At 47.8% G+C, this 20,346-nt stretch carries 19 protein-coding genes and 1 tRNA gene; 10 read left to right on the forward strand and 10 right to left on the reverse strand.

Annotated features, from left to right (window positions below):
* Positions 1-469 precede the first annotated feature (469 nt).
* Positions 470-1,441 (reverse strand): hypothetical protein, encoded by a 972-nt coding sequence (locus QT994_RS16435; RefSeq protein ID WP_333176199.1) that lies wholly within the window; start codon positions 1,439-1,441, stop codon positions 470-472.
* A gap of 103 nt (positions 1,442-1,544) precedes the next feature.
* Here QT994_RS16435 and QT994_RS16440 point away from each other — a divergent pair, with 103 nt between their 5' ends.
* Positions 1,545-2,051 carry a hypothetical protein gene (locus QT994_RS16440; RefSeq protein ID WP_333176200.1) on the forward strand — a complete coding sequence of 169 codons (507 nt, stop codon included), beginning with the start codon at positions 1,545-1,547 and terminating at the stop codon, positions 2,049-2,051.
* Between the two features lie 705 nt (positions 2,052-2,756).
* On the opposite strand, the gene QT994_RS16445 is transcribed toward QT994_RS16440, so the two are convergent.
* Positions 2,757-3,236, reverse strand: a complete 480-nt coding sequence (locus QT994_RS16445; protein WP_190662957.1) for an NUDIX domain-containing protein — start codon at positions 3,234-3,236, stop codon at positions 2,757-2,759.
* Between the two features lie 152 nt (positions 3,237-3,388).
* Between QT994_RS16445 and QT994_RS16450 the strand changes: the two genes are divergently transcribed.
* From QT994_RS16450 to QT994_RS16465, 4 genes are all read left to right on the forward strand, one after another.
* Positions 3,389-4,090 carry an alpha/beta fold hydrolase gene (locus tag QT994_RS16450; RefSeq protein ID WP_333176204.1) on the forward strand — a complete coding sequence of 234 codons (702 nt, stop codon included), beginning with the start codon at positions 3,389-3,391 and terminating at the stop codon, positions 4,088-4,090.
* Between the two features lie 171 nt (positions 4,091-4,261).
* Entirely contained in the window at positions 4,262-4,534 is a 273-nt protein-coding gene (locus QT994_RS16455) for a hypothetical protein (RefSeq protein ID WP_333176206.1), read from the forward strand.
* A 50-nt stretch (positions 4,535-4,584) separates the two neighbouring features.
* Entirely contained in the window at positions 4,585-4,815 is a 231-nt protein-coding gene (locus tag QT994_RS16460; protein ID WP_333047788.1) for a type II toxin-antitoxin system Phd/YefM family antitoxin, read from the forward strand.
* Positions 4,812-5,201: a PIN domain-containing protein gene (locus QT994_RS16465; protein WP_333176208.1), complete on the forward strand. Its 390-nt coding sequence runs from the start codon at positions 4,812-4,814 to the stop codon at positions 5,199-5,201. The genes QT994_RS16460 and QT994_RS16465 overlap by 4 nt, the downstream gene beginning before the upstream one ends.
* 234 nt (positions 5,202-5,435) lie before the next feature.
* Here QT994_RS16465 and QT994_RS16470 read toward each other — a convergent pair whose 3' ends face one another.
* Complete coding sequence (locus tag QT994_RS16470; RefSeq protein WP_333176210.1) at positions 5,436-5,738, reverse strand: hypothetical protein; 303 nt, start codon at positions 5,736-5,738, stop codon at positions 5,436-5,438.
* Positions 5,739-6,095: 357 nt separating this feature from the next.
* On the opposite strand from QT994_RS16470, the gene QT994_RS27870 reads away from it, so the two are divergent.
* Entirely contained in the window at positions 6,096-6,392 is a 297-nt protein-coding gene (locus tag QT994_RS27870) for a transposase (RefSeq protein ID WP_377473312.1), read from the forward strand.
* Positions 6,393-6,412: 20 nt separating this feature from the next.
* Positions 6,413-6,793, forward strand: coding sequence for an IS5/IS1182 family transposase (locus QT994_RS16475; protein WP_333176212.1), 381 nt, complete (start codon positions 6,413-6,415; stop codon positions 6,791-6,793).
* Between the two features lie 341 nt (positions 6,794-7,134).
* On the opposite strand, the gene QT994_RS16480 is transcribed toward QT994_RS16475, so the two are convergent.
* Positions 7,135-7,716, reverse strand: coding sequence for an RNA polymerase subunit sigma-24 (locus tag QT994_RS16480; protein WP_333176214.1), 582 nt, complete (start codon positions 7,714-7,716; stop codon positions 7,135-7,137).
* A gap of 205 nt (positions 7,717-7,921) precedes the next feature.
* On the opposite strand from QT994_RS16480, the gene QT994_RS16485 reads away from it, so the two are divergent.
* Positions 7,922-9,304: an NB-ARC domain-containing protein gene (locus QT994_RS16485; RefSeq protein WP_333176216.1), complete on the forward strand. Its 1,383-nt coding sequence runs from the start codon at positions 7,922-7,924 to the stop codon at positions 9,302-9,304.
* Between the two features lie 169 nt (positions 9,305-9,473).
* On the opposite strand, the gene fba is transcribed toward QT994_RS16485, so the two are convergent.
* The 5 genes from fba to QT994_RS16510 all read right to left on the reverse strand — a co-directional run bounded on the left by fba (position 9,474) and on the right by QT994_RS16510 (position 14,134).
* Complete coding sequence (fba, locus tag QT994_RS16490; protein ID WP_006633469.1) at positions 9,474-10,553, reverse strand: class II fructose-bisphosphate aldolase; 1,080 nt, start codon at positions 10,551-10,553, stop codon at positions 9,474-9,476.
* A 193-nt stretch (positions 10,554-10,746) separates the two neighbouring features.
* Positions 10,747-10,818 (reverse strand) — tRNA-Lys (locus tag QT994_RS16495).
* Positions 10,819-10,885: 67 nt separating this feature from the next.
* Positions 10,886-11,755: an aldose epimerase family protein gene (locus tag QT994_RS16500; protein ID WP_445243916.1), complete on the reverse strand. Its 870-nt coding sequence runs from the start codon at positions 11,753-11,755 to the stop codon at positions 10,886-10,888.
* A gap of 135 nt (positions 11,756-11,890) precedes the next feature.
* Positions 11,891-13,966, reverse strand: a complete 2,076-nt coding sequence (locus tag QT994_RS16505) for a CapA family protein (RefSeq protein WP_333176218.1) — start codon at positions 13,964-13,966, stop codon at positions 11,891-11,893.
* A 12-nt stretch (positions 13,967-13,978) separates the two neighbouring features.
* Entirely contained in the window at positions 13,979-14,134 is a 156-nt protein-coding gene (locus QT994_RS16510; RefSeq protein ID WP_333176220.1) for a hypothetical protein, read from the reverse strand.
* Positions 14,135-14,735: 601 nt separating this feature from the next.
* On the opposite strand from QT994_RS16510, the gene QT994_RS16515 reads away from it, so the two are divergent.
* Positions 14,736-15,047 (forward strand): DUF6679 family protein, encoded by a 312-nt coding sequence (locus QT994_RS16515; protein ID WP_006633466.1) that lies wholly within the window; start codon positions 14,736-14,738, stop codon positions 15,045-15,047.
* A gap of 322 nt (positions 15,048-15,369) precedes the next feature.
* Here the strand turns inward: QT994_RS16515 and QT994_RS16520 are convergent, their stop codons facing one another.
* Positions 15,370-17,004, reverse strand: coding sequence for an MBL fold metallo-hydrolase (locus tag QT994_RS16520; RefSeq protein ID WP_333176227.1), 1,635 nt, complete (start codon positions 17,002-17,004; stop codon positions 15,370-15,372).
* 2,140 nt (positions 17,005-19,144) lie between these two features.
* On the opposite strand from QT994_RS16520, the gene QT994_RS16525 reads away from it, so the two are divergent.
* Positions 19,145-20,326, forward strand: a complete 1,182-nt coding sequence (locus QT994_RS16525; RefSeq protein WP_333176222.1) for a glycosyltransferase — start codon at positions 19,145-19,147, stop codon at positions 20,324-20,326.
* Positions 20,327-20,346 lie beyond the last annotated feature (20 nt).

Consider the following 20,346-nt stretch of genomic DNA (forward strand, 5'->3'; position numbering starts at 1 on the left):
TGTTGATTGTTGACTGGATTTGACTATTCCGATGCAACCGGAATTGATATGACTCCACAGGCGGAACCCACATTCCGCAGGTGCGATCGCCTCGTCCAGTATTTTTCTTTCGATGGGACTTGAGAGAAAAGGCAATGAGTGGAGGAATGTACAAGCGTTACATTAAAAAATCGAGCGTAAATAATTAGGGCTTGATGAATAAGCGATCGCTTTCCCAATAACAGGAGCGATCGATATATTCAAGCTCAATTTAAGATAAATCTCTCATTCGTTAATTCCCTAAAAGTATAGCAACCGCTTTCGTCGGCATCGGACACCAAGCGTAAGACATTCTCTATTGCATCTGGTAAATAATCAAACTGATCCAGTTTTTTGCGGATGCGACTCTTTAAGCAAGACTCACAATATTGAAGCAAGCAGATTGGATATTACCCATTCCCATACCAGATTGCCAATTACCCATGGTCAATTAATTTTCGGTAGCGGCAGGAGAAGGCGCAGCTTCCGGCGATGGCGACACTTCCGGGGTCGGAGATGGCGACACTTCGGGGGCAGGAGAAGGCGCAGCTTCCGGCGATGGCGACACTTCCGGCTGCGGGGACTCTTGGGCGGCAGGAGAAGGCGCAGCTTCCGGCTGCGGGGACTCTTGGGCGGCAGGAGAAGGCGCAGCTTCCGGCTGCGGGGACTTTTCACCCGGGTGCGGTTGAGGAGAAGGCGACTGTTCCGCGGCTGGTTTCGGTTCACGCGAGGGCGACGGTTGAGCCCCGGGCTTGGGTGCGGGCGGCGACGGTTTGGCCCCGGGCTGCGGTTTGGTGGAGGGGGCCGGCGGCTTCTCAAACTGCGGTTTCACTTCAGTAGGCGCTGGGGAGGGCGGCTGGGCTGTTGGTCTGGGCGCTGTCGGGGCGGGCGCTGGCTGCTGCTGGCCTGGTGGGTTGGGCCTGGTTGGGGTGAGAGGAATGCCACTGCAAACTTTTTCGTCGTACTTAAACTCGACAGCCAGTTGGTAAAGCTTGTGCGTGCTGGCTGCGGCAAATGTTAGGGAAGGGCTAATAATCGCAATTTTAGCCGCATTATCGAGAATACCGTAACCCGTGGGGACGATCGGCTGAGGCTCTGCCTTGAGCAAGCCTTGAGGGCTGACAACTGCTCCAAAAACTGCTGTTCCTTGGAGTTTTTGCGAGCAAGCGGTTACCGGATAAGGGACATTCACAGGAGTCGGCCCCGTCATTTCCAAGTCAGGATAAGCCTTTTTGAATTTCTCAAACAAAGCAACATAGGTATTTGCAGCCGCAAGCTGTGTCTCTCTGTCGGTGGGTAAGTTTGAACCCGGTTGGCCGGACTGTCCTAGCTGTCGCTGTCCCTCTTCAAATTGTTGCCTCCTGATTCTTTCTTCGGGAGTTTCTGCGATGAGATTCCTTTTATTGGGATCTTTTTGAGTCAATTTTGGTACTCCATCGGGTCCCACATTCCTGCCGGCAATTGGGAATTCCGGGGTAAAGACTGGAGCTCCGTCTGGAAATAGTGGGAGTCCGCCTCTACTGGCTATGAGCTTTTTGAGCGTCTCTGCTTCATCTTCCGAGCCACCGGGAAGCTGGGGCGCTTCTGGCAGCGATGGTGGCGGTGGCGGGATATTGCGATCGAAATTACCAGGTAAGGGTGGGAAAAGCAAACCGCTGGGAGGTACGGGTGGGACGAAAGTGGGTGTTGGCTGGGAGCGGGCTCTGACTGTTGGGGATGGAGTTTTGGGAGGTGGCGGGGCTGTTGGGGCCGTTAAGGGCGGGAGAGGGGAAGAAGGCAGAGGGGAAAAGAATCCAGGAGGGGGCATTCCCGGCGGCATGGCGGGCAAGTTGATGGTATCAGGTGCGGGAGGCAAGGGCGGGGCTAACTTTGGCGCTGGCCGAAGGGGAACTGGTGCGATCGAAAATGGCGTAAATCGCGTATTAGACGGGCGCGGTGGTATGGTTTGTGGCAGGCGGCCGGCCTCTGCGGGAGTTAGCTCTACTAACCCGACGGAACCGGGGATATTTTTTGAGGAATTTCCACCACCATAAATTATTTTTGAGATCGTCGGGGCACTTACTCCGAGCACTCCGTGAAGGCTGACAGAAGCTAGGGCTGCCCACCAAAAAGGCTGGCGCAGCGGTTCGGAAAGGGTGTTGGCTAGGGAGGAAGAGTCAGTCATGACTATGGGGAATGGGGAATTGGTAATTGGTAATTGAGAATTGATAATTGGGAATTGGAAGTTAAGAGTTATTAATTGATATTTTTTTTGAGTGATTTTAAAAGTGGCTGTTGGAGAATTCAAAGGTATAATTTTAGCACGGTCGGTATCGAAATTGCCCGATCAACTTTTAGGGAGATTTCGCGACCCTCACATCAAGCACTCAAGCGTAGAAACCCGGTTTTTGCCTGGTTCCACGCTTGTATAGCAGTCGCCAATAGGGTAAGGACGTTGTTAATTGCTCAAACCATTGTTTTTCTTGTTTAATGCCTTTGGCCGAATCCTATACGCGGTTTATCAGATATTGTTGAGAATGGTCAGCGGGCGTCAGGCGGGCCGGACTGGGGCGACCTAAAAAACAGACTGCACCGCTGCTATACCGTCTTTTTCCGGGGTCTGAAGCCCAACTAATTCATTAAACACGATCGAGCAAACGGATCGAGCCCTGTTTCCAATTCGGTTACACAACCGGATTCATCCGTGGAAGTAATTATTCAATCGAAAATCCCAAATCCAAAATCCCAAATCGATGGATTCACCAGCGATAGCGGTAATTTTTAAAAGGAGCTCCCTCGATGGTGAGCAAGTCGATGGGATAAATTGGAGCGCCGCTTGCCATATATTGAAACATTTCTCGAACTTCCTCTCCCCGCAACGACAACTGGTCTAATTCCTTGAGAGAATACCAGCCCGCGCACAAAGTATGCTCATCCGGCTTACTCTTGGGCGGCGTCTTATCTTGTGGACGAGCCACAAAAATGACTCGGAGGCGCACATTGCCCTTAGGCATCACTGTGTGCTCTACCCGGAGAATTCCCTCAATGATGATGGAAATGCCCGCTTCCTCAAGGGTATTACGCATAGCAGCTTCGAGCAAAGTCTCCCCTTTTTCCACTCGCCCTGCTGGGAGATACCACTGCTGCTCGTACTTGCGCTCTTGTACCAGTAGAAAACGGTCTTCTAAGTGAACGACAACTAGGGTAAAATACCATGTTTGAATCGGCTCGCGAGCCATAGAAGTAGATATTCCCTAAGCAAAAGGTTTAACGAGCGGCAGATGTTAGTAATCCAAAGGATGCTTCGGCAAGCGTCTTTGAACTTGAAAAACAGATCGTAGCACTCTGGCCGCAAAATCTAAAATCTAAAATCTAAAATCTAAAATTGACAATGCCATTACCAACCGTGATTTTACCAGGATATTTTGCTGCTGCTTCCGACTATCGCGAATTAGAAAAATCTCTGGTTGATCGAGGTTTCCCAACAGTAACAGTGCCTCTGGGCAAGGGAGATTGGTTGCCGACTTTTGGCGGGCGGTCGATGGTGCCAATTTTGCGACAGCTCGATCGTACGGTCAAACAAATGTTACAGCAATACGGCGTTCCCCAGATCAATCTCGTCGGTCATTCCGCCGGCGGCTGGATTTCTCGCATCTATTTGGGCGAAAAGCCTTACACAATTCACGGCGACGTGCTTGAGGACGCGGGTTTGTGGGAAGCTCACCCATGTGTGAATACTTTAATCACTTTAGGCACGCCGCACGTCTCTCAAGAGCGCTGGACGCGCAAAAATCTAGATTTTGTCAAAATTCACTATCCGGGGGCTTTTCACCCGCAGGTGCGCTACGTGTGCGCTGCTGGGAAGGCTGTTTTTGGCAAGCGCGGTTTAGGAACTTGGCTGGCTTATAAAAGTTACGAGTTGACTGTGGGGAAGGGCGAAACTTGGGGAGATGGAATTACGCCGGTGGAAGCTGCTGTTTTGGACGGGGCCGAAAACCTGGTGTTGGAGGGGGTTTGGCATTCGCCTCGTTCTCCGGGGAAGTGGTACGGTTCGCCGGAGGTTTTGCCGACTTGGATTGGGTATTTGTGTTAGAAACGAACCGCGAAGACGCGAAGGACGCGAAGGAAGAAGCAGAAGTTTTAAGGGAATGATTTAGTTAGATATTTATATTAGGAGCGAGTTTAGTGCGACAAAACTTGCCCCCGCGATGCTATGTTTGCTTGAATTTTTATGGCTAACTAAATAGATAAAAAAATATTTTATGTGGCTTTATCGGTAAGATTCAGAAATCACGGCGAACCACACAATGAAATTATACGTTGGCTGGGGTGGAATTGGGCGAAAATGCTACTGTGTGCTTGGATGCAGATAACGAATCTCAGCCGGATGCTTTGGGGAGAATTTATGCGGAAGGTCGATCGCGAATTAGCGATGATGATTATGTGCGATCGCACTCTGTCCAATAATCGCAGTGTTTGGTATTTGGTGCGAGGGGCGATCGCTCTTTTTTTAACTCAAGCATCGCTTTCCATCTAATCCTCGCATTATCATAGTAGAAATAGAATAAGATTGTCAAAGGTGAACAAATGGCACAAATTACCACGACTGAATTACCTCAAACCCTCCAGACTCTACTTATAGAGGTCGAACGTACCAAAACTCCCCTCACCATCATCCATGAAGGGAAACCATTAGTGATTATCTATCCTGCCACTACCCAAACCCCACGCCCCGTGTTTGGCACAATGAAAGGCAGCGGTGAAATATTAGGAGATTTAATTTCTCCTGTCGCCGAACTATGGGAAGTTTTAGAATGAAACTTTTACTCGATACCCACATTTGGCTTTGGTATTTACTCGGCGATCAACGCCTATCGCTTCAACTTCAAACCGCGATCGCCGATCCTAATACTGAACTTTGGCTGAGTCCAATTAGCATTTGGGAGACGCTCATTCTTGCAGAAAAAGGAAGGATATCTTTACAGCCCGATCCAGTTACATGGGTTAACTTAGCTTTAAAAACTCTGGAAACTCGTGAAGCCCAAATGAATCACGCCATTGCCATTTTAAGTCGCGAGATTTCACTACCCCATCAAGACCCCGGAGACCGATTTATTGCCGCCACAGCCATTTACTATGGGTTAAAATTAGCTACTGTTGATGCCAACCTTACAAGTAATTCGGTGCTACAAACACTCAGTTAGGCAATATTTTATATTTCTGTAGGCGATCGCCCTTTTTTTGCTGGGACGATTCGCTATTGGATAGCTACGCTTCACGCCTGGAGTGCAACCATAGCCCTTTGAAATGGTGGAAATGGATCAGATTGTAACTGGAAAAAGAAGTTGGGTAACACGAGTGTCAACGGAATAGGCAAGATGGGCGAGGGCACTAAGTTATGCTGCGACTACTTCGACAGGCCTGAACATTTTATCCATTCAACCTTTGATGCCAAATCTCTCATAAAGCATCTTTCTTAACCTATTGCTACCGCGTTTCACGAAGTCATCTTCAGATTCCTGCTCCAAAGGTTGACCAATTTGATTACTCAAGTCAGATAAAAAAGACTCATTCTGAATTAAGCTCGATACTTCTTCTGAGAATTTTTGCTTTTCATTATTTGAAAATGAGAAGGGCGTCAACATAAGGAAAGTTCCTGCTGTTAAAGCCATTTGAAGGCATGGAAGAGTTAAATCAGATTCTGGCAGTGATTGAGTAGGTGATTGCTTAATCTCATCCATAAATTACTTAAAATTACTCATCACTGATTGAGTAGGTGATTGCTCAATCTCATCCATAAGTTCCTTAAAATTACTCATCACTTATTCTCACTTGGGAGGCCGATTTTTCCACGAACCATAAAAAGAACGAAGCAGCTTTTCAAATGACTTGACAACTTCCTCTATAATTTTACCTTTCGTTTTATCATCCAACCGATTCCATAGTCTGAAAAACCAATTAAATAGTTCAGATAGCCAACCAAACATCCGTATACTCCAAAGCTACGAAACAGAACCTATAGAACCCATTTGAGATCTTTTTAGTGATCGAGTAAAATCAGCAACATAGAGAGCAATTTAAGCAGGTCAGGGCTGAAAATGGGTTATTCCAGCGATGTGAGCGACAAAGAGTGGGAAATTATCGAGCCATTATTACCACAAAAGAAAAAAACTCGACCGCCAGTGTGGACAAAGCGACAAATCCTCGATGGTATACTTTATCAACTCAAGAATGGTTGTAATTGGTCTGACTTACCCAGGGATCTACCACCATATTCCACGGTTTTCTGGCATTACCAAAATTGGTGTGAGGATGGTGTACTCGATCGGATCATGACAACATTACATAGCAAGGTGCGCGAACAAGTCAAAAAAAACCACAGTGGACGACATTGATAATAGTTGACTCACAAGCGGTGAAAAACACTTGCAATGCTAGTGTTGAGTCGAAAGGTTTTTGTTTCTACAAATGCACTAATGGCATCAAAAGACATCTGGCAGTGGATATCCTAGGCTTTCCCTTCTTCACTCATTGCACCAAAGCTAACATATCTGACGACCAAGGGTTGATTGAAATGTTTGAGAAAAACATCGATTATTTCAAATCTAAACCGGCTTCGCTGCCTAAGACCACTATCTTACTAGATAACGGCTATCACCCGGAAAAACTTACTCAAGCCTTGGAAGATATTTATCCCCAGATCATGACTAAGATTCAATTTGAACTCTCAGCCAAACCATCGAAAGCCGAAAAAGAGGCTTTCATGACAATCTGGATTTGTGCCTGTTGCCGCTAGATGGGTGATTGAGAGGTCGAACGCTTGGGTGGAAAGATGTAAAAGCTTGATCAAAAACTTTGACCGTACACTGGCTCGTTCCAATGCCAAGCTCCAGCTTTGTTTTATTCGGCTGATGCTTAAACGACTAGGCACCGCCTAAAAAGATATCAAATGGGTTCTATAACCCAACGCTGTAATATTGGCTGCATATAGATAGTCAAGCTTACCTTTTCAATCGCTGGCAGTTTTCTGATATTTGCTGCGAGGTGCGAGGAAATACTAAAGCCAGACTAAACGCTGATGAAGGTTGGGTTGCAACAGGAAACCCAACCTACCAATTCAAACTGAACTAACTATCTTTACCCTTTACCTCCACACAGTTTATATATTCCGTATCCAACAGCAGCCGCAGCAGCAACAGGTGCAGCAGCAACTATGGCAGTACCAGCAATTGCGCCTCCCCCGACAACACCACCGATACCCGCAAGGGTTCCCATAATTGCAGCACCAGAAGCATCGCCAGCTACCGTTACAGCACCAGCACCAGCTAAACCGGCAACAACCCCAACGTTTGTAGCTGTTCTTGCCGCTGCACGAGCCTTATTCTCTTCCTGAGACAAGTTCGATTGCTCTTTGAACAAAGTTTCATTCATGATTTTTGCCCCAAGATAAGCTGGGCCTGCTGCTAATACCGCAGGAGCGACCGCCATACCACCACCAACCACACCACCTGCCGCAGCTAGACCAGAAGTAATTCCTGCTCCTGAAGTTGCTGCTACAGTCAATCCTGTAGCAGCACTCGCAGCCGCGCCTACCGCAGCACCAGTTTCTGCAACCGCTTTGACTGTTCTGACTGTATTTCCATTAATTCCCAGATTTTTTTCTACTACATTTTCTACTACTTCTTCACCTGCTTTACTGGCCAAATCTTCCCACTTCATAAATTAATTTATCCTTTTAATACTTGTTCCATTATCCTTAATAAATTCAAGGTTTGTCTAGCCCAAAAATGTTCTATTTTGCCACCACTTCTCCCTCGCTTTTACTTTAACTTTAATCTAAGCTTGTACAACAATGTACGAAAATGTACGAAAATGTTGGCAGTTGTGAGCTACAATACACAAAATTCTCGCATCTCCCTGCCAGATGAATCTTAAAGAAATGTTAAATGTCGCCGATCGCATAGTTTTCGAGAAAACAGGTCAGCATCTTGACGATTTACAAGCAGCGGTACTGCGGGGAACTCTACAACGCGAGACATACAAAGAAATAGCAACAGATTTTGACTGTTCTGAAAGTCGCATCAGGGAAATCGGATCGGAATTATGGCAGATACTTTCACAGGAGTTAGGAGAAGATGTTAGTAAATCGAATGTTCGCTCAGCAATAGAGAGGTTACAAAACTCTAATGTTGTAAACTTTGCACAAGACGTTGTAGTGAGCGGTAGTTTTAATATCTGTGGAGAAGCTAGACACCCGCCAAATCTGCCAAACTCGCACCCACCCAATCAGGAAACAGCTAACCCAAAACAAACCAAAACTCTACATCAAGATTTAAGCGAAATGCCGGAGTTGGGTGATTTCTTCGATCGCACTCCCGAACTCCACACCCTCACCACGTGGATTCTACAACAACGCTGTCGCCTCATCACCCTCACCGGCATCAGCGGTATCGGCAAAACCACCCTAGCAGTACAACTCGTACAACAAATCAAACACGAGTTTGAGTACGCAGTTTGGTACACTCTAGACGAACTCCCCACCCTAGAAAAATTTCAATCAAACCTAATACAGCTTTTTTCCCATTCCGAAAAAGAAGATTCATCCCCAACAAACCAAAAACGCTTACCGCTGATAAAGTATTTACAAAACCATCGCTGTTTAATAGTCTTAGATGATGTTCACAACCTTTTCTGTAGCGGCAAATTGGCAGGAAAATATAAACCAGAATCCGAAGACTATCGCTCTTTATTCAAACAAATAGAAAAATTATCCCATCAAAGCTGCTTTCTGTTAATCGGTTGGGAACAACCGAGAGAAGTGACTCAAGTTAAAAGCCAAAATACTTCTATTCGTACCTTACAACTCAAAGGTTTAGGCATCGCCGCCGCACGGGAAATACTCAGAGAGTATGGGTTAGAAGAAAGCGACAACAGTGAAGCACTCATTCATCGTTACCAAGGCAACCCCCTATGGTTAAAAAGCGTGGCGAATCTGATTCAAGACTTGGGTGGAGGCGTGACAGAGTTATTACCAAATGATACTATATTGTTGCCGGAAGATTTGAAAGATGTTTTACAGCAGCAGTTCGATCGCCTATCCGAACTAGAAAAACAAGTAATCTCCTTGTTAGCCAAAGAAAGCCAGCCGATCGATCGGGCAAAATTACTAGAAAATGACATAATTCCGGCTTCCGATTTGCTAAATGCGCTGCAATCTCTATCGCGGCGCTCCTTGATAGAACAACAAGCAAATTTTTACACGATTTCACCTGTACTGAGGCAATATGCGATCGCCTCTGCGGTGTAATTGATATCTATTAGTCTGCAGAGGCAGACTTAGTTTGTATAATAGCGATTTCAATCGCGGAGTGACTAAATACATAAAATCGCACAAACAAAAACCGGGCAACTCCACAGCTACCCGGCAATCCTAACTTTAGACCTCAGACAAATCTAAAATCTAAAACCTAAAATTCTTAAACAGCCACAGTCTTCTTAGCAGAAGAGCTCAGTTCGCCCTTAGCATACTTAGCTGCAAAATCGTCCAAAGACACTTGCTTAATCTTTGTACCGTGACCAGCGCAACCGAAAGAGTTATAACGATCGCTACAAACCTTCTGCATATACTTGATCGACGGCTTCAAGAAGTGGCGGGGGTCAAACTCATCTGGCTTGGCAAACAAAGCTTCGCGCACCGCAGCGGTAATCGCCAAACGGTTGTCAGTATCGATATTGATCTTGCGAACGCCGCACTTGATGCCCTTTTGGATTTCTTCCACAGGTACGCCGTAGGTTTCGCGGATTTTACCGCCGTTGCTGTTGATAATTTCCAGCAATTCTTGGGGAACAGAAGAAGAACCGTGCATTACCAAGTGAGTATTCGGCAAGCGGCGGTGAATTTCTTCAATGCGACTGATTGCCAAAATTTCGCCAGTCGGCTTGCGAGTGAACTTGTAAGCGCCGTGAGAAGTGCCGATCGCGACTGCTAGAGCATCAACGCCGGTTTGCTCAACGAAATCAACAGCTTGTTCAGGATCTGTCAGCAACTGATCGTGAGAAAGCGCACCTTCAAAGCCGTGGCCGTCTTCTGCTTCGCCCATTCCTGTTTCCAGAGAACCCAAGCAACCCAGTTCGCCTTCAACGCTAACGCCGATCGAATGAGCAACATTCACCACATCGCGAGTAACTTGAACATTGTACTCGTAGCTAGCCGGAGTCTTAGCATCAGCTTCCAGAGAACCGTCCATCATCACGCTGGTAAAACCTTGGCGCATGGCAGAATAGCAAGTGCCAGGGGCATTGCCGTGGTCTTGGTGCATGGAAATGGGAATGTGAGGATAGGTTTCAACTGCTGCCAAAATCAAGTGGCGCAGGAAATTTTCGCCAGCGTAGGAGCGAGCGCCGCGAGAAGCTTGCAGAATCACAGGGCTGTTGGTTTCGTCAGCAGCGCGCATGATCGCTTGGATTTGCTCCATGTTGTTGACGTTGTAAGCCGGTAGGCCGTAACCATTTTCAGCCGCGTGGTCGAGCAGCAATCGCATAGGTACAAGCGCCATAGATATTCCTCCTAATTATTTGTGATTTTTGGGCAGTGAATTTTGAACAAGCTCAATTCTTACGATAATATTAAGACAATTTGCCACCGATCGCGCACTATCTTTCCAGATTTACTTAAAAGTTCAAAAAACAAAATTTTGAGTTCCGAGCATTCCACTCAAAACTCAAAATTTTTAGCTCACAAATTTTTTATGGGTCGCCCGGGATTTGAACCCGAGACCAATCGGTTAAAAGCCGAATGCTCTACCGCTGAGCTAGCGACCCGCGAAAACATTGTTACCGCACACAATTTCTAATAGTAGCACCCCTCATTTGAAATAGCAAGTGTTTTTTAAATAAAATTTGCAGTCATGCGAACCAGCATCTGGCAAGTCGCTCCCGGCTGCAAATAAATCATGTGTTCGCCAGTATTGAGGGCATTGCGAGGAGCAGTCCAAGGTTCCAAACAGTAAAAATCCTTGCCCTTCACCATCCAGAAAACCAACTTCCCATAGCTGGAGTTGTAACTGAGGGTAAGCCGCAAGCCGCTCGCCGCGTCAGTGACAGTAGCAGCAAGACCAGTGAGTTCGTCAAAGGAAACATCAATTTCATCCAACGTCGGGTCAAAAACCCCAGTGAAGTAACCCTTTTGATGGGTGTTCTGATCTCTGTACTGCATCCCCGGAATATCAAAGCGCAGCTTAGATTTGTCCGTCGCCAAAAAGTAGGGGTGCAAACCACTAGAAAACGGCATGGGTTCTGCAGACAGATTGGTGTATCGCTGAAAAATTTCCAAAGAATTGCCTTTAATCTGATAAGTGAAGGCTAGTTGGAAATCAAAGGGATAAACAGCCAGCGTCTTATCGCAGCTATCGAGAATTAGCGTAAGAGCGGCGCAACCCTCCGTAACTTGTTCGCCTATTGTCCAAGGCAAGTCTCGAGCAAAGCCGTGCTGTTTGAGCTGACGCTCCACTCCCTTGTGGGTGTAAGTATTGTCGGGGAGATTGCTGCAGATGGGAAACAGGATGGGAATCCCGCCACGTACAGTCAGATCGGGATTGGCGAACCGTTCCGCGTCCAAGTACAAGATTTCTTTGCCTTCAACCAGCCAGCTAGTGGCAATACCGCCCCGTTCCGGCACAACTTCTAGAGTAGAGTTAGCGGTTTCGTCGGAGAGGATATAGGTTTTGTACTGCTTTTGCTTGAGCGCGATCGCAAACACATTTGTCATCGGTAGTAGGTCATTGATCATTGGTTGTCAGTAAATCGGTCATTAATAATTGGTCGCTGGTATGTTGATGTTCCACCCATTACCGCCCCTATCCTCCCCCTGCATCCTCACTCCGACCCCCGCCGGCTAACCAATGCTCCCAGCTATAGGAGGCAGGGCGAGCCGATGCTTGGAGCGTTTGCTGCTGCTACCTGGAACGATCGCTGAGGTGGGCTGCTGTTTGAGTGCGACTTCAAAAGATACAGCCCTGGGGGGAAGATAGCTTTGGGGACTCGGCACTGCTCCTTGACTGGGAGATGGGGGCGAAATAAACGGTTCTTTGATGAATGGCTCTTTTGTAAACGGCTCTGGTTCCCGGCTGGGATTTTGAGGTTGAGTGGGGTAGATGCGCGGCGGCAAATTTTGATTCGCAGGCGGGTTTGATTCAATTGCAGGCCCTGTCCCGTTCGGGAAAAATGAGGAGTTGTCCGGTTGTTGGGGCGCAGCCGGCAAAGCCGGCAAAATCAAAGTAGGTTTGGGTTGTCCGGGGCTTGGCAGATTGCTTTCACCCGAGGTTCCCCCGGAACCTCGTCCGGGCTGGTATGTACCACTCTTTGCTGATCCTGGCAATGGAGAATTTGGAGTTTTTGATGCCGCTCCTGGCTGGACTATGGCATCGAGAACTACAGAAGATCCCATCGGTCGATCGAAAATACTAGAAATTTGCTCGACGCGTTTGAGGATGCGATCGGCTGCGGCTCCCTTCACCACCTTCGGCTGAAACTTTTTCACCTCCACAGGCAGAAACTCTACCTTCATATTCCTGTCTTTGAGCGATACTTTCAGGACTGCGGTATCGTAATCCCTGCGAGCATTCCCGCCGAATATAAAATTACCCAGCGAGTAAACTATCGGGCGGCCCTTATAAATTTCTGCACCTTGCAATACCTGGGGATGGTGTCCCACTACCAAATCAGCTCCTTGGTCGATCGTGAACCGAGCCAAATCAATCTGCCAGTCCCCCGGATAATCTGCCAATTCGACTCCCCAGTGGTAATTAACAATAATCCAGTCTACCTGACCCCTAATAGCTCGAATATCCTCGGCCACGCGATTGTTACGGCGGGGGTTAGTGCCCGCTTTCCCTTGGTCAGCGACGTTAAGCTCGGCATCGTAATAACTGAGGTAGGCAATCCGTTGACCCTTAACTTCAATAATATCTGGACGCCTCGCTTCTTTAATATCTCTGCCGGCTCCCAGGTGTTGAATCCCACTATTATCTAGAGTATTCATCGTCTCCACCAGCCCCGGTTCCTCGTAATCCATAGCGCGGCTATTTGCCAGATTGACAATATCCACTCCTCCGGCTGTTAATACTTTCACCGCTTCTGGATCGGCTTTAAAATTTAATTGTTTTTTGCCAGACCCCAATGTAGAGCGAGTCAGGGAGTTTTCTAGGTTAACCATCGCCACATCTGCTTGCCGATACTCGTCCATATTGGCGAAAGCCCATTGGTGATCGTTGGCAGCAGATGCTCCGAGCGCATCCGATAGATTCACATTTCCTCCGAACATCAGCGTTACTGTTGGGTCGTAAGGATTAGCAACTTGCTTTTGCTGTACTACTGGTACCACTTCTAAGGCCGCTTGCACCGTATCCGCACGTTTTGGAGGCGGCCCCGACATTACCGCAGCTTGCTGGTAGCCGGATACTGGAGATACTAACTGCATGGTTAGAGCCTCGTGGTAACTGACCCAACACCCTAAAATAAATGAGGCAAGTGCCGATCCCACTAGCAGCAGAGAACGATACGTTTTAAATTTAACCCAATCGACGATCGGTAGGGAACGGTAACGCCGCCGCTGGCGGTTTGCTGGAGTCACAATTCGCACTGACTGTTTCCAGAGAATGTCTGCATCCCCAGCCAAGCGCGCGTGAATTCGCACTCCTTCTACTGCTGGCGAGTTAAGTCTCCAGAGTTGGTGGCAAATAAATTTGACTAAGCCTTCCCGGATAGTGCTCCCGAGTAATGTACTATCTGGCGCAAATTCGCGCTGGAATTCTACGAGGATTTGGACGCAGCCGGCCTGAGCCTGTTCGACGCGGGCATAAATCCCTTCGGGGCGCAGCAAGCTGTCAATCCAGTAATTCAGGGCTTGAAAGTTGCCCGATCGCGCTAGCTCCAAGATAGACGGCTGCGACCAATTTTCTGCGTACACCATCAATTAGCCTCCTTAATACGAACGAGCAATGACTCCAATTTGTTTTGAACGGAACCGCAATTCTTTTAGCTTAACCGCCACAGGTTCCGCTGCCCGTTTTGAAGCTAGTTGTTGGCCGCCACCATTTTCTACATTTAGGGGCTGCCTGCTGTCAGTGATTTTTATCACACTCCAGTCTGTTGATTTGAGATTTGAGATTTGAGATTTGAGATTGAGTTCACAGAGGGTACTCAGGGTCAGAACAAACGTCGAAACAAAAGGTTTCTGGGGAAGTTGAGGTAGAAAAGAGCGAGATTTTTGAGGCAGAGCCTGTTTTTATTGTCGCTGTTTGAGTGTCGCTTTAAAGCTTTCGCTTTGAGATTTAAGATTTGAGATTGAGCCAAGAGGCGTTAGTGAGCGATAAAACAAACGTCGAGACAATACATTTCTGCGGGACTTGAGGCAAAAGAGAGCGAGATTTTTGAGGCAGAGTCTGTTGTTATTGTCGCTGTTAATCGCGTGCCGTCGTCAAGTCCTAATGCTTCGATCTCTGCTGGCAAATGTCTCTCACGAGGGATGCCACTGGCTACACAACCTGTAATTGGATAAATGGCGTACTAGATAGATTTGGTGGTAAAATCAAATTTGGTAACTCCCATCGGTACCAAAGTTGCGGAAAACGTGAAACTGGCCAGTCCACACGGCTGTGCCTTCCGATGTAAAACCCAAAGTACGTTACGGTAAACAGGCCATATTTTAAGCAAGTTACACTGCGCAGGAGAACTGACAAATGCTACAGCGCAAAATCTATCAACTCTGTTGTGATGGTCGTGAGGTTTCTATTTTTCTTCGAGATCAGCAACGTTGGATAGAGCGCGCTCGTATCCTAGATATTGAAGGGGATCTAGTCACGCTGCGCTACGAAACCGACGAAGAAGACGAAATCAGCTCCTGGGAAGAAATGGTGCGTCTCGAAAGTATTGGAGCTGTGTCCCAGAAGTTGGCTTCGGTATCCCGAACTAACTGCGAACCCCTAGTTTCTGACGATTGTCCCGAAGCCGAACAAATTCGCAATCACTACCCGGACTCGAATTTGGAATAGTTTTGAGCTGGCGCTTGAGGCACAAGGAAAACTTGGGGGAAAAGAAAACGACTTTTCTCCCTTTTTTGTGGAGAAATTATGCAAAAAACCCGGTTTAGGCCACACCTATTCTGGGTTGTGACCACATAAGCTATTTTGCCTTTAAATTTAAGCTTGATCGCGAGATATGCTGCCCACGCGACAACAGCCTAAGTACACAGTAGTTTAAAAATTCAATGCGCGACACCCTGGCCCTGCTGAAACAGGGTTTTTTGTCTGGGTGCGTCTAGGACTGTTTTTTTGTTTTCTTGGCCTGCCGGGTGGTTTCTAGGTACCCGACAGCTTATTCGCCGTCTGTTTCGCCATCTAGGAAAAGTTCCGACTCCGGTATCGCTTTAAACACGGGACAGTAACCGTCGGGGGTAACTTTAAAGCCAAACAAAGCACTGGACTGGTTCCAACAGCGCTGGCTGCGGTAGTGCTGACAATTGCCGCAGCATTCGAGGTTGGCTTGAACGGCGCTGCCTTGAAAAAGGAGTTCCCGCTGGGAGATGCCGCGCAGTACCAGTTCTTCGCCTTGCCAGCGCGCTTCTACCAAACCGGTATCGGCAAAATTGGCCCACCGAGGATCGGCTGTAATCGGACTCGGCAAGCTAATTGCTACCTCTGTACCCAATTCGCTAAGTTCTCCCTCATAGTTAGTTTCTGGGATAGCGGGCTGCAAAAACATTTCCCCGATCGGCAATTCCACCAGTGTTCCGGCCGCCGGAGTGTGCAACTGGTAGCGGTTTCGCAGCTCGTCCAAGTTAGCCAAGTCAGCCAAATATGCAGGGGAACCGTGGAGCAAAATTACGTGCTGGGGACGCAAATTGTGGATGAGCTGGGTAGTCCCCGGCCCGTCGCTGTGTTCGGCTAGCAGATAAGTTTCGACGCTTCTGACTCCAGATTCGGGCTTGTTGGCCAGCCAGTCGGTGACGGGATATCCGGGTTTTTGAGGGGCGAGCAAAATCCAAGGATTTGTGCGATCGGCAACATACAAAGCCAAATCAGCTATTTGGTCAGTAATCACAATACAGGGAGTGGAACCCAATCCGGGGCGTTGTTCCGCAGACAGGCGGCGGACGCGGGGTTTCACCCTTTCATCCCAAAACAAAGGTTGGTGCAGAGCAAAATTTTGGACGGCAGTGGGAAATTGGGGTAACAGTTCCAGATAAGCGTCGCACCCGTCGGCAACAGTGCCGTCCACCCAAATATCCAAGTCGCGGCCAGTAAAGTAGTGGTGGCTGCGGAGCAGCATCAGCAGTTCTTGACCCAAACCGAGCGCGGGCGCGGGCAGCAGTACCGAGTACCCGTCGGCGATGGCGCGGTGGATGCGATCGGCTAACTGATTTTCCAGTTGCCGGCGGTGAGGGTGGCGCGCCGTGCCGTAACTGCCTTCCAAAATTAACACATCCGGCTTCATGCCCCTGAGTTCTCCCAGGGGCAAACCTTCCACCAAACGAGAATTGGACAGGAAAAAGTCGCCGGTGTAAACCACTGTGTAGGTGCGGTGCGGGGCGGCATAAGTGAGCAGCACCGTCGCCGCTCCGGGCAAATGGCCCGACGGGAACAACTGCACGCTCAGTCCAGGGCGCACTTCGAGGGGCGAGTGCCAGGGCAGTCCCTGACAGAACCGCGACTCTGGCTGCTGAGCCAGTTCTGGCCAGTTGAGCGGTAGCAGCCGCGCTGTCACTTCGCTGCCGTAAATTGGCAAGTGGGGGAAAGATTGATGGAGTGCTAGCAAACCTCTGGCATGGTCAGAGTGGGCGTGGGTACACACCACAAAATCGGCTGGCAGCGATCGATTTAGTGTCGCTGACAGGGGTGCAATATCCTCTACACCGCAGTCGAGTAAAATGCGGTGCGGCCCCATTCGGACTAGCAGACAGACCCCTTCCTGTGCGTGGCCTGCGCCGTAAGGTAAACAATCGAGATCCATCACTGCGGTTAGCTCCCTGCTTTGCACGCAACTTGCAGTATCGCCACTTTTAAACATGGGTTGCGACTGCATTCATTCGATCGAGTTCAGTCTCGGACGCTGAAACCGGATTTGATGGACGAAAACACTTTGTTGCCGCCCTCGCTCCCGGTAAAAAAACCAGGTTTATCTAAAGTTGTGGTGCGTAAGCCCTGGAGCTAAATGTTTGCTCGAAGGCTCCGGCTCCCGTCAAAGGGAAGTAATTGCACTTAAGATTTGATGCAGCGCCAAGAAGGCGATTTTCCGAAGGCATTTGCCGGACGGGCCTTCGACCTTCGACAAAGTTCAGGCTACTGGTTCTTGCATCAAAAGTTACATTTTATTGGATCATGTAAGAGTAGCGAACTCGATCTCATATTCTGAGTTGTAAATCTTTTTCCACAATTTGCGCCTGCTAAAAGCTAGTCTTTTTTATGAGAAGATTTTAATTCAGATGCCCAAAGATCTTGATAAAACTTTACAAATCTTCATTTTTAGGGGTGTGAGGGCGGTGTATAGTCCAATCTGAAAAACGGAGAACCAGCGTCGGGCTAGCTAACTGTTTTTGTCCGGGCAGACAGAGACTTTATGAGTTTGCTCGGTTTCTTTGTAAAAGTTTGATACATTCTTTTAAGCAAACCTTGTGGCTATGGAGGAGAGAGTTTAAATGGCTTTTTGACCCCGCCCAAAAACGGATACAAGTTTCCGACAGGAATTGCCCGCAGCCCAAAGTTTTAGACTCTTGTTCAAGCTCCAGATTCATCTGTGGAGTAAATCTCAAATCGTTCGACTCAGTGCAACTCGAAGGCTCGCCCAACGTCTCGCCGAAGTCTCAAAACTCAAACCTAAAATCGGCTGACTCCCCCATAATAGGTTTCTTTACTCCGCTCCTTGACTAGGGGACAAAACGAAAAACGATGTGTTTTTTTGTTTGACCCCAAACATAGCCAGATCAATCCCCCGACAATGGAGGATATTTATCCTGTACAAATCCCACTAACTTGCCCGAAATAATCTCAGGTCTATGAGTCTACAACCAGTCTGTAATCTTCGGTTTTTTTTATCATTTGGGTATTTTTTGGGGTGGGGTTTTTGAGTTGTTTGTCAGCTAACCCGTGGCGGCTTAAACAGAATGTAATAGCTTGGTTTTAAGTCAAACATCACATCGTAGTTCTCGAATAGTATCATGGAAGTTGTGCTAGATTCCAGTTTTTTGACTGTTGTCAGCAAATGACTGCTGCGCTTGGCACAAATTCTAGATAAGTGACTGAGCCTCGTCGTTCTGGCAATTTCAACCTATAGAGACCAGTAGTTTATAGAGTTTAGTTTATTAACGAATGAAGCCGACACTGACTTATTTAACCTGCTGAAATGTCGGTATTTATAGTCATCATTAAATATTTTAAATGAATAATATTGCTTCACTTCACGTGGTATGGGTTGGACTCGCTCAGCTCATTTATGTCTGTTAAATAAGTAGGTAAAAACATAGCTAATGTGGGTCGAGCCTTGAACTCATACAGTGTTTTGTATAGGAGGCATTCTTGCTCAAACGACCAATACAAGACATACATAATATTATTGGTTTTGGCGCAATTAGGTATATTTTAGATTTTAAAGAAATATTTTTTAAGGGGCGGCGTCATTATTCTAACAAAGGGCTTGGGATTGTTAGAGAATAATTACTACTGGCGAAAGTTTTAATTGCGAGAGTGTTTAATTGTTGCGTAGGTTTAAGAGAAGAGTACCAGATCGCAATTAAAGCTGAAATGAGCTCGATCGCACAAACCGGGTTTTATCAAAAAATCTGGTTTTTAGAGGTGGCATTAATGGCGAGACTTGGGAGAGTGCCGACGGCCCATAACACCTGCAATTGACACCAGCCTCAACGAGCGAAGGTGTTAGACGAAAAATATTCTGTTGGAAAAAACTTGACATCAGCGGGTCATCGAAAGTAAAAATAAATAAAAGCAATAACAAAAATAAGGCTTTATGTTTGATTCGCGATTGAGGCTAGGCAAGTATGGCATGGAGAAGTTCCTATCCCATAAAACAATTTTCGCTAAAATACATCCGGTAATATACGGAGTTTATATGATTTTTTCGCAATCTAAAATCTAAAATGGCAACAGCTATTCTTGACCTGGAAATGTCCCAACTCCCGCCAGAAATTACGGTTGAGGAGCGTTACAGCAAAGCCTTGGTTTTAATTCGACTGCACGGAAAACCGATCGGTCAAGCTCTACTTTCGGTAGTCGGAGGTCGCATTGAGCGAGCTCAATTGCAGGAAATACTGATGAATGCTGCAGGCGAGAACCTTTGGAAAAATTGGCTCTACGATGCCCTCGCATGGGATGAACGCGGGCCCTTGCAGGCAATGCCGATCGCCACAGTAGCAGTTTGCACGCGCGATCGCCCGGAAGATTTGCGCCGCTGTCTAGAAGCGTTGATGCAGCTCCCAGACGACGGTCAGGAATACTTAGTTATTGACAATTGTCCGGCCACGGACGCTACCAAGGAACTCGTCAAAAATTACCCACAAGTCCGCTATGTGCGCGAAGAGGTACTGGGTTCCAGCGCTGCCCGCAACCGAGCTTTACGCGAAGCTAAACACGAATTCGTAGCGTTTACAGATGACGATGCTGCCCCCGATCAGAACTGGCTGCGATCGCTCTTGTGGAATTTTAGCGATCCGCGAGTGATGTGCGTCACGGGGCTGGTGATGCCCTTGGAATTAGAAACCGAAGCGCAAGAATGGTTCGAGCGCTACAGCCCCCACGGGCGGGGCTTTGAGCGCCGAATTTTTGATGGGGCGCACTGCAACCCCCTGATTGTCGCTCCTGTGGGGGTTTCGGCGAGTATGGCTTTGCGGGAAAGTTCGATCGACTCTATCGGCTTGTTTGACGAGGCTTTGGGGGCGGGAACGCCCACTGTCGGCGGCGAAGACTGCGAACTGTTTGCCCGCATTTTGCGCGCGAGCTACCGCATCGTCTACGATCCGAGAGCCTTGAGCTGGCACCGCCATCGGCGCACTTGGGAAGAATTGCAAAAAACGCTCCAAGGCTACGGAATCGGAGTCTACGCTTTCTGGACGCGGCTGTTTGTGGTCAACAGAGAATTCAGCGTACCTATGTTAGCCTTGTCATGGCTGTGGTACATACAAATTCCTGAACTAATTGCTTCTTTGCGAAGGCAACCGGATTCTATCCCTAGTGATTTGCTGTTAGCTCAACTGCGGGGCTGCATTAGCGGCCGGAAGGCTTATTTTGTGTCTCGCAAGTGGTTGCAAAAAATTAAGGAATAAATTATTAGTTATTAGTTGTT

Origin of the sequence: Microcoleus sp. S13_B4 (genome assembly GCF_036700885.1) — a bacterium.
In the GTDB taxonomy this organism is placed as follows: domain Bacteria; phylum Cyanobacteriota; class Cyanobacteriia; order Cyanobacteriales; family Microcoleaceae; genus Microcoleus.

Bases quoted from the DNA above. Each gene is read 5' to 3' on its own strand.
- QT994_RS16440 (WP_333176200.1), top strand. From the start codon at position 1,545: ATGAGCTTTTTGAGCGTCTCTGCTTCATCTTCCGAGCCACCGGGAAGC.
- QT994_RS16445 (WP_190662957.1), bottom strand. From the start codon at position 3,236: ATGGCTCGCGAGCCGATTCAAACATGGTATTTTACCCTAGTTGTCGTT.
- QT994_RS16450 (WP_333176204.1), top strand. From the start codon at position 3,389: ATGCCATTACCAACCGTGATTTTACCAGGATATTTTGCTGCTGCTTCC.
- QT994_RS16460 (WP_333047788.1), top strand. From the start codon at position 4,585: ATGGCACAAATTACCACGACTGAATTACCTCAAACCCTCCAGACTCTA.
- QT994_RS16465 (WP_333176208.1), top strand. From the start codon at position 4,812: ATGAAACTTTTACTCGATACCCACATTTGGCTTTGGTATTTACTCGGC.
- QT994_RS16470 (WP_333176210.1), bottom strand. From the start codon at position 5,738: ATGGATGAGATTAAGCAATCACCTACTCAATCACTGCCAGAATCTGAT.
- QT994_RS27870 (WP_377473312.1), top strand. From the start codon at position 6,096: ATGGGTTATTCCAGCGATGTGAGCGACAAAGAGTGGGAAATTATCGAG.
- QT994_RS16480 (WP_333176214.1), bottom strand. From the start codon at position 7,716: ATGAAGTGGGAAGATTTGGCCAGTAAAGCAGGTGAAGAAGTAGTAGAA.
- QT994_RS16485 (WP_333176216.1), top strand. From the start codon at position 7,922: ATGAATCTTAAAGAAATGTTAAATGTCGCCGATCGCATAGTTTTCGAG.
- fba (WP_006633469.1), bottom strand. From the start codon at position 10,553: ATGGCGCTTGTACCTATGCGATTGCTGCTCGACCACGCGGCTGAAAAT.
- QT994_RS16505 (WP_333176218.1), bottom strand. From the start codon at position 13,966: ATGGTGTACGCAGAAAATTGGTCGCAGCCGTCTATCTTGGAGCTAGCG.
- QT994_RS16515 (WP_006633466.1), top strand. From the start codon at position 14,736: ATGCTACAGCGCAAAATCTATCAACTCTGTTGTGATGGTCGTGAGGTT.
- QT994_RS16520 (WP_333176227.1), bottom strand. From the start codon at position 17,004: ATGGATCTCGATTGTTTACCTTACGGCGCAGGCCACGCACAGGAAGGG.
- QT994_RS16525 (WP_333176222.1), top strand. From the start codon at position 19,145: ATGGCAACAGCTATTCTTGACCTGGAAATGTCCCAACTCCCGCCAGAA.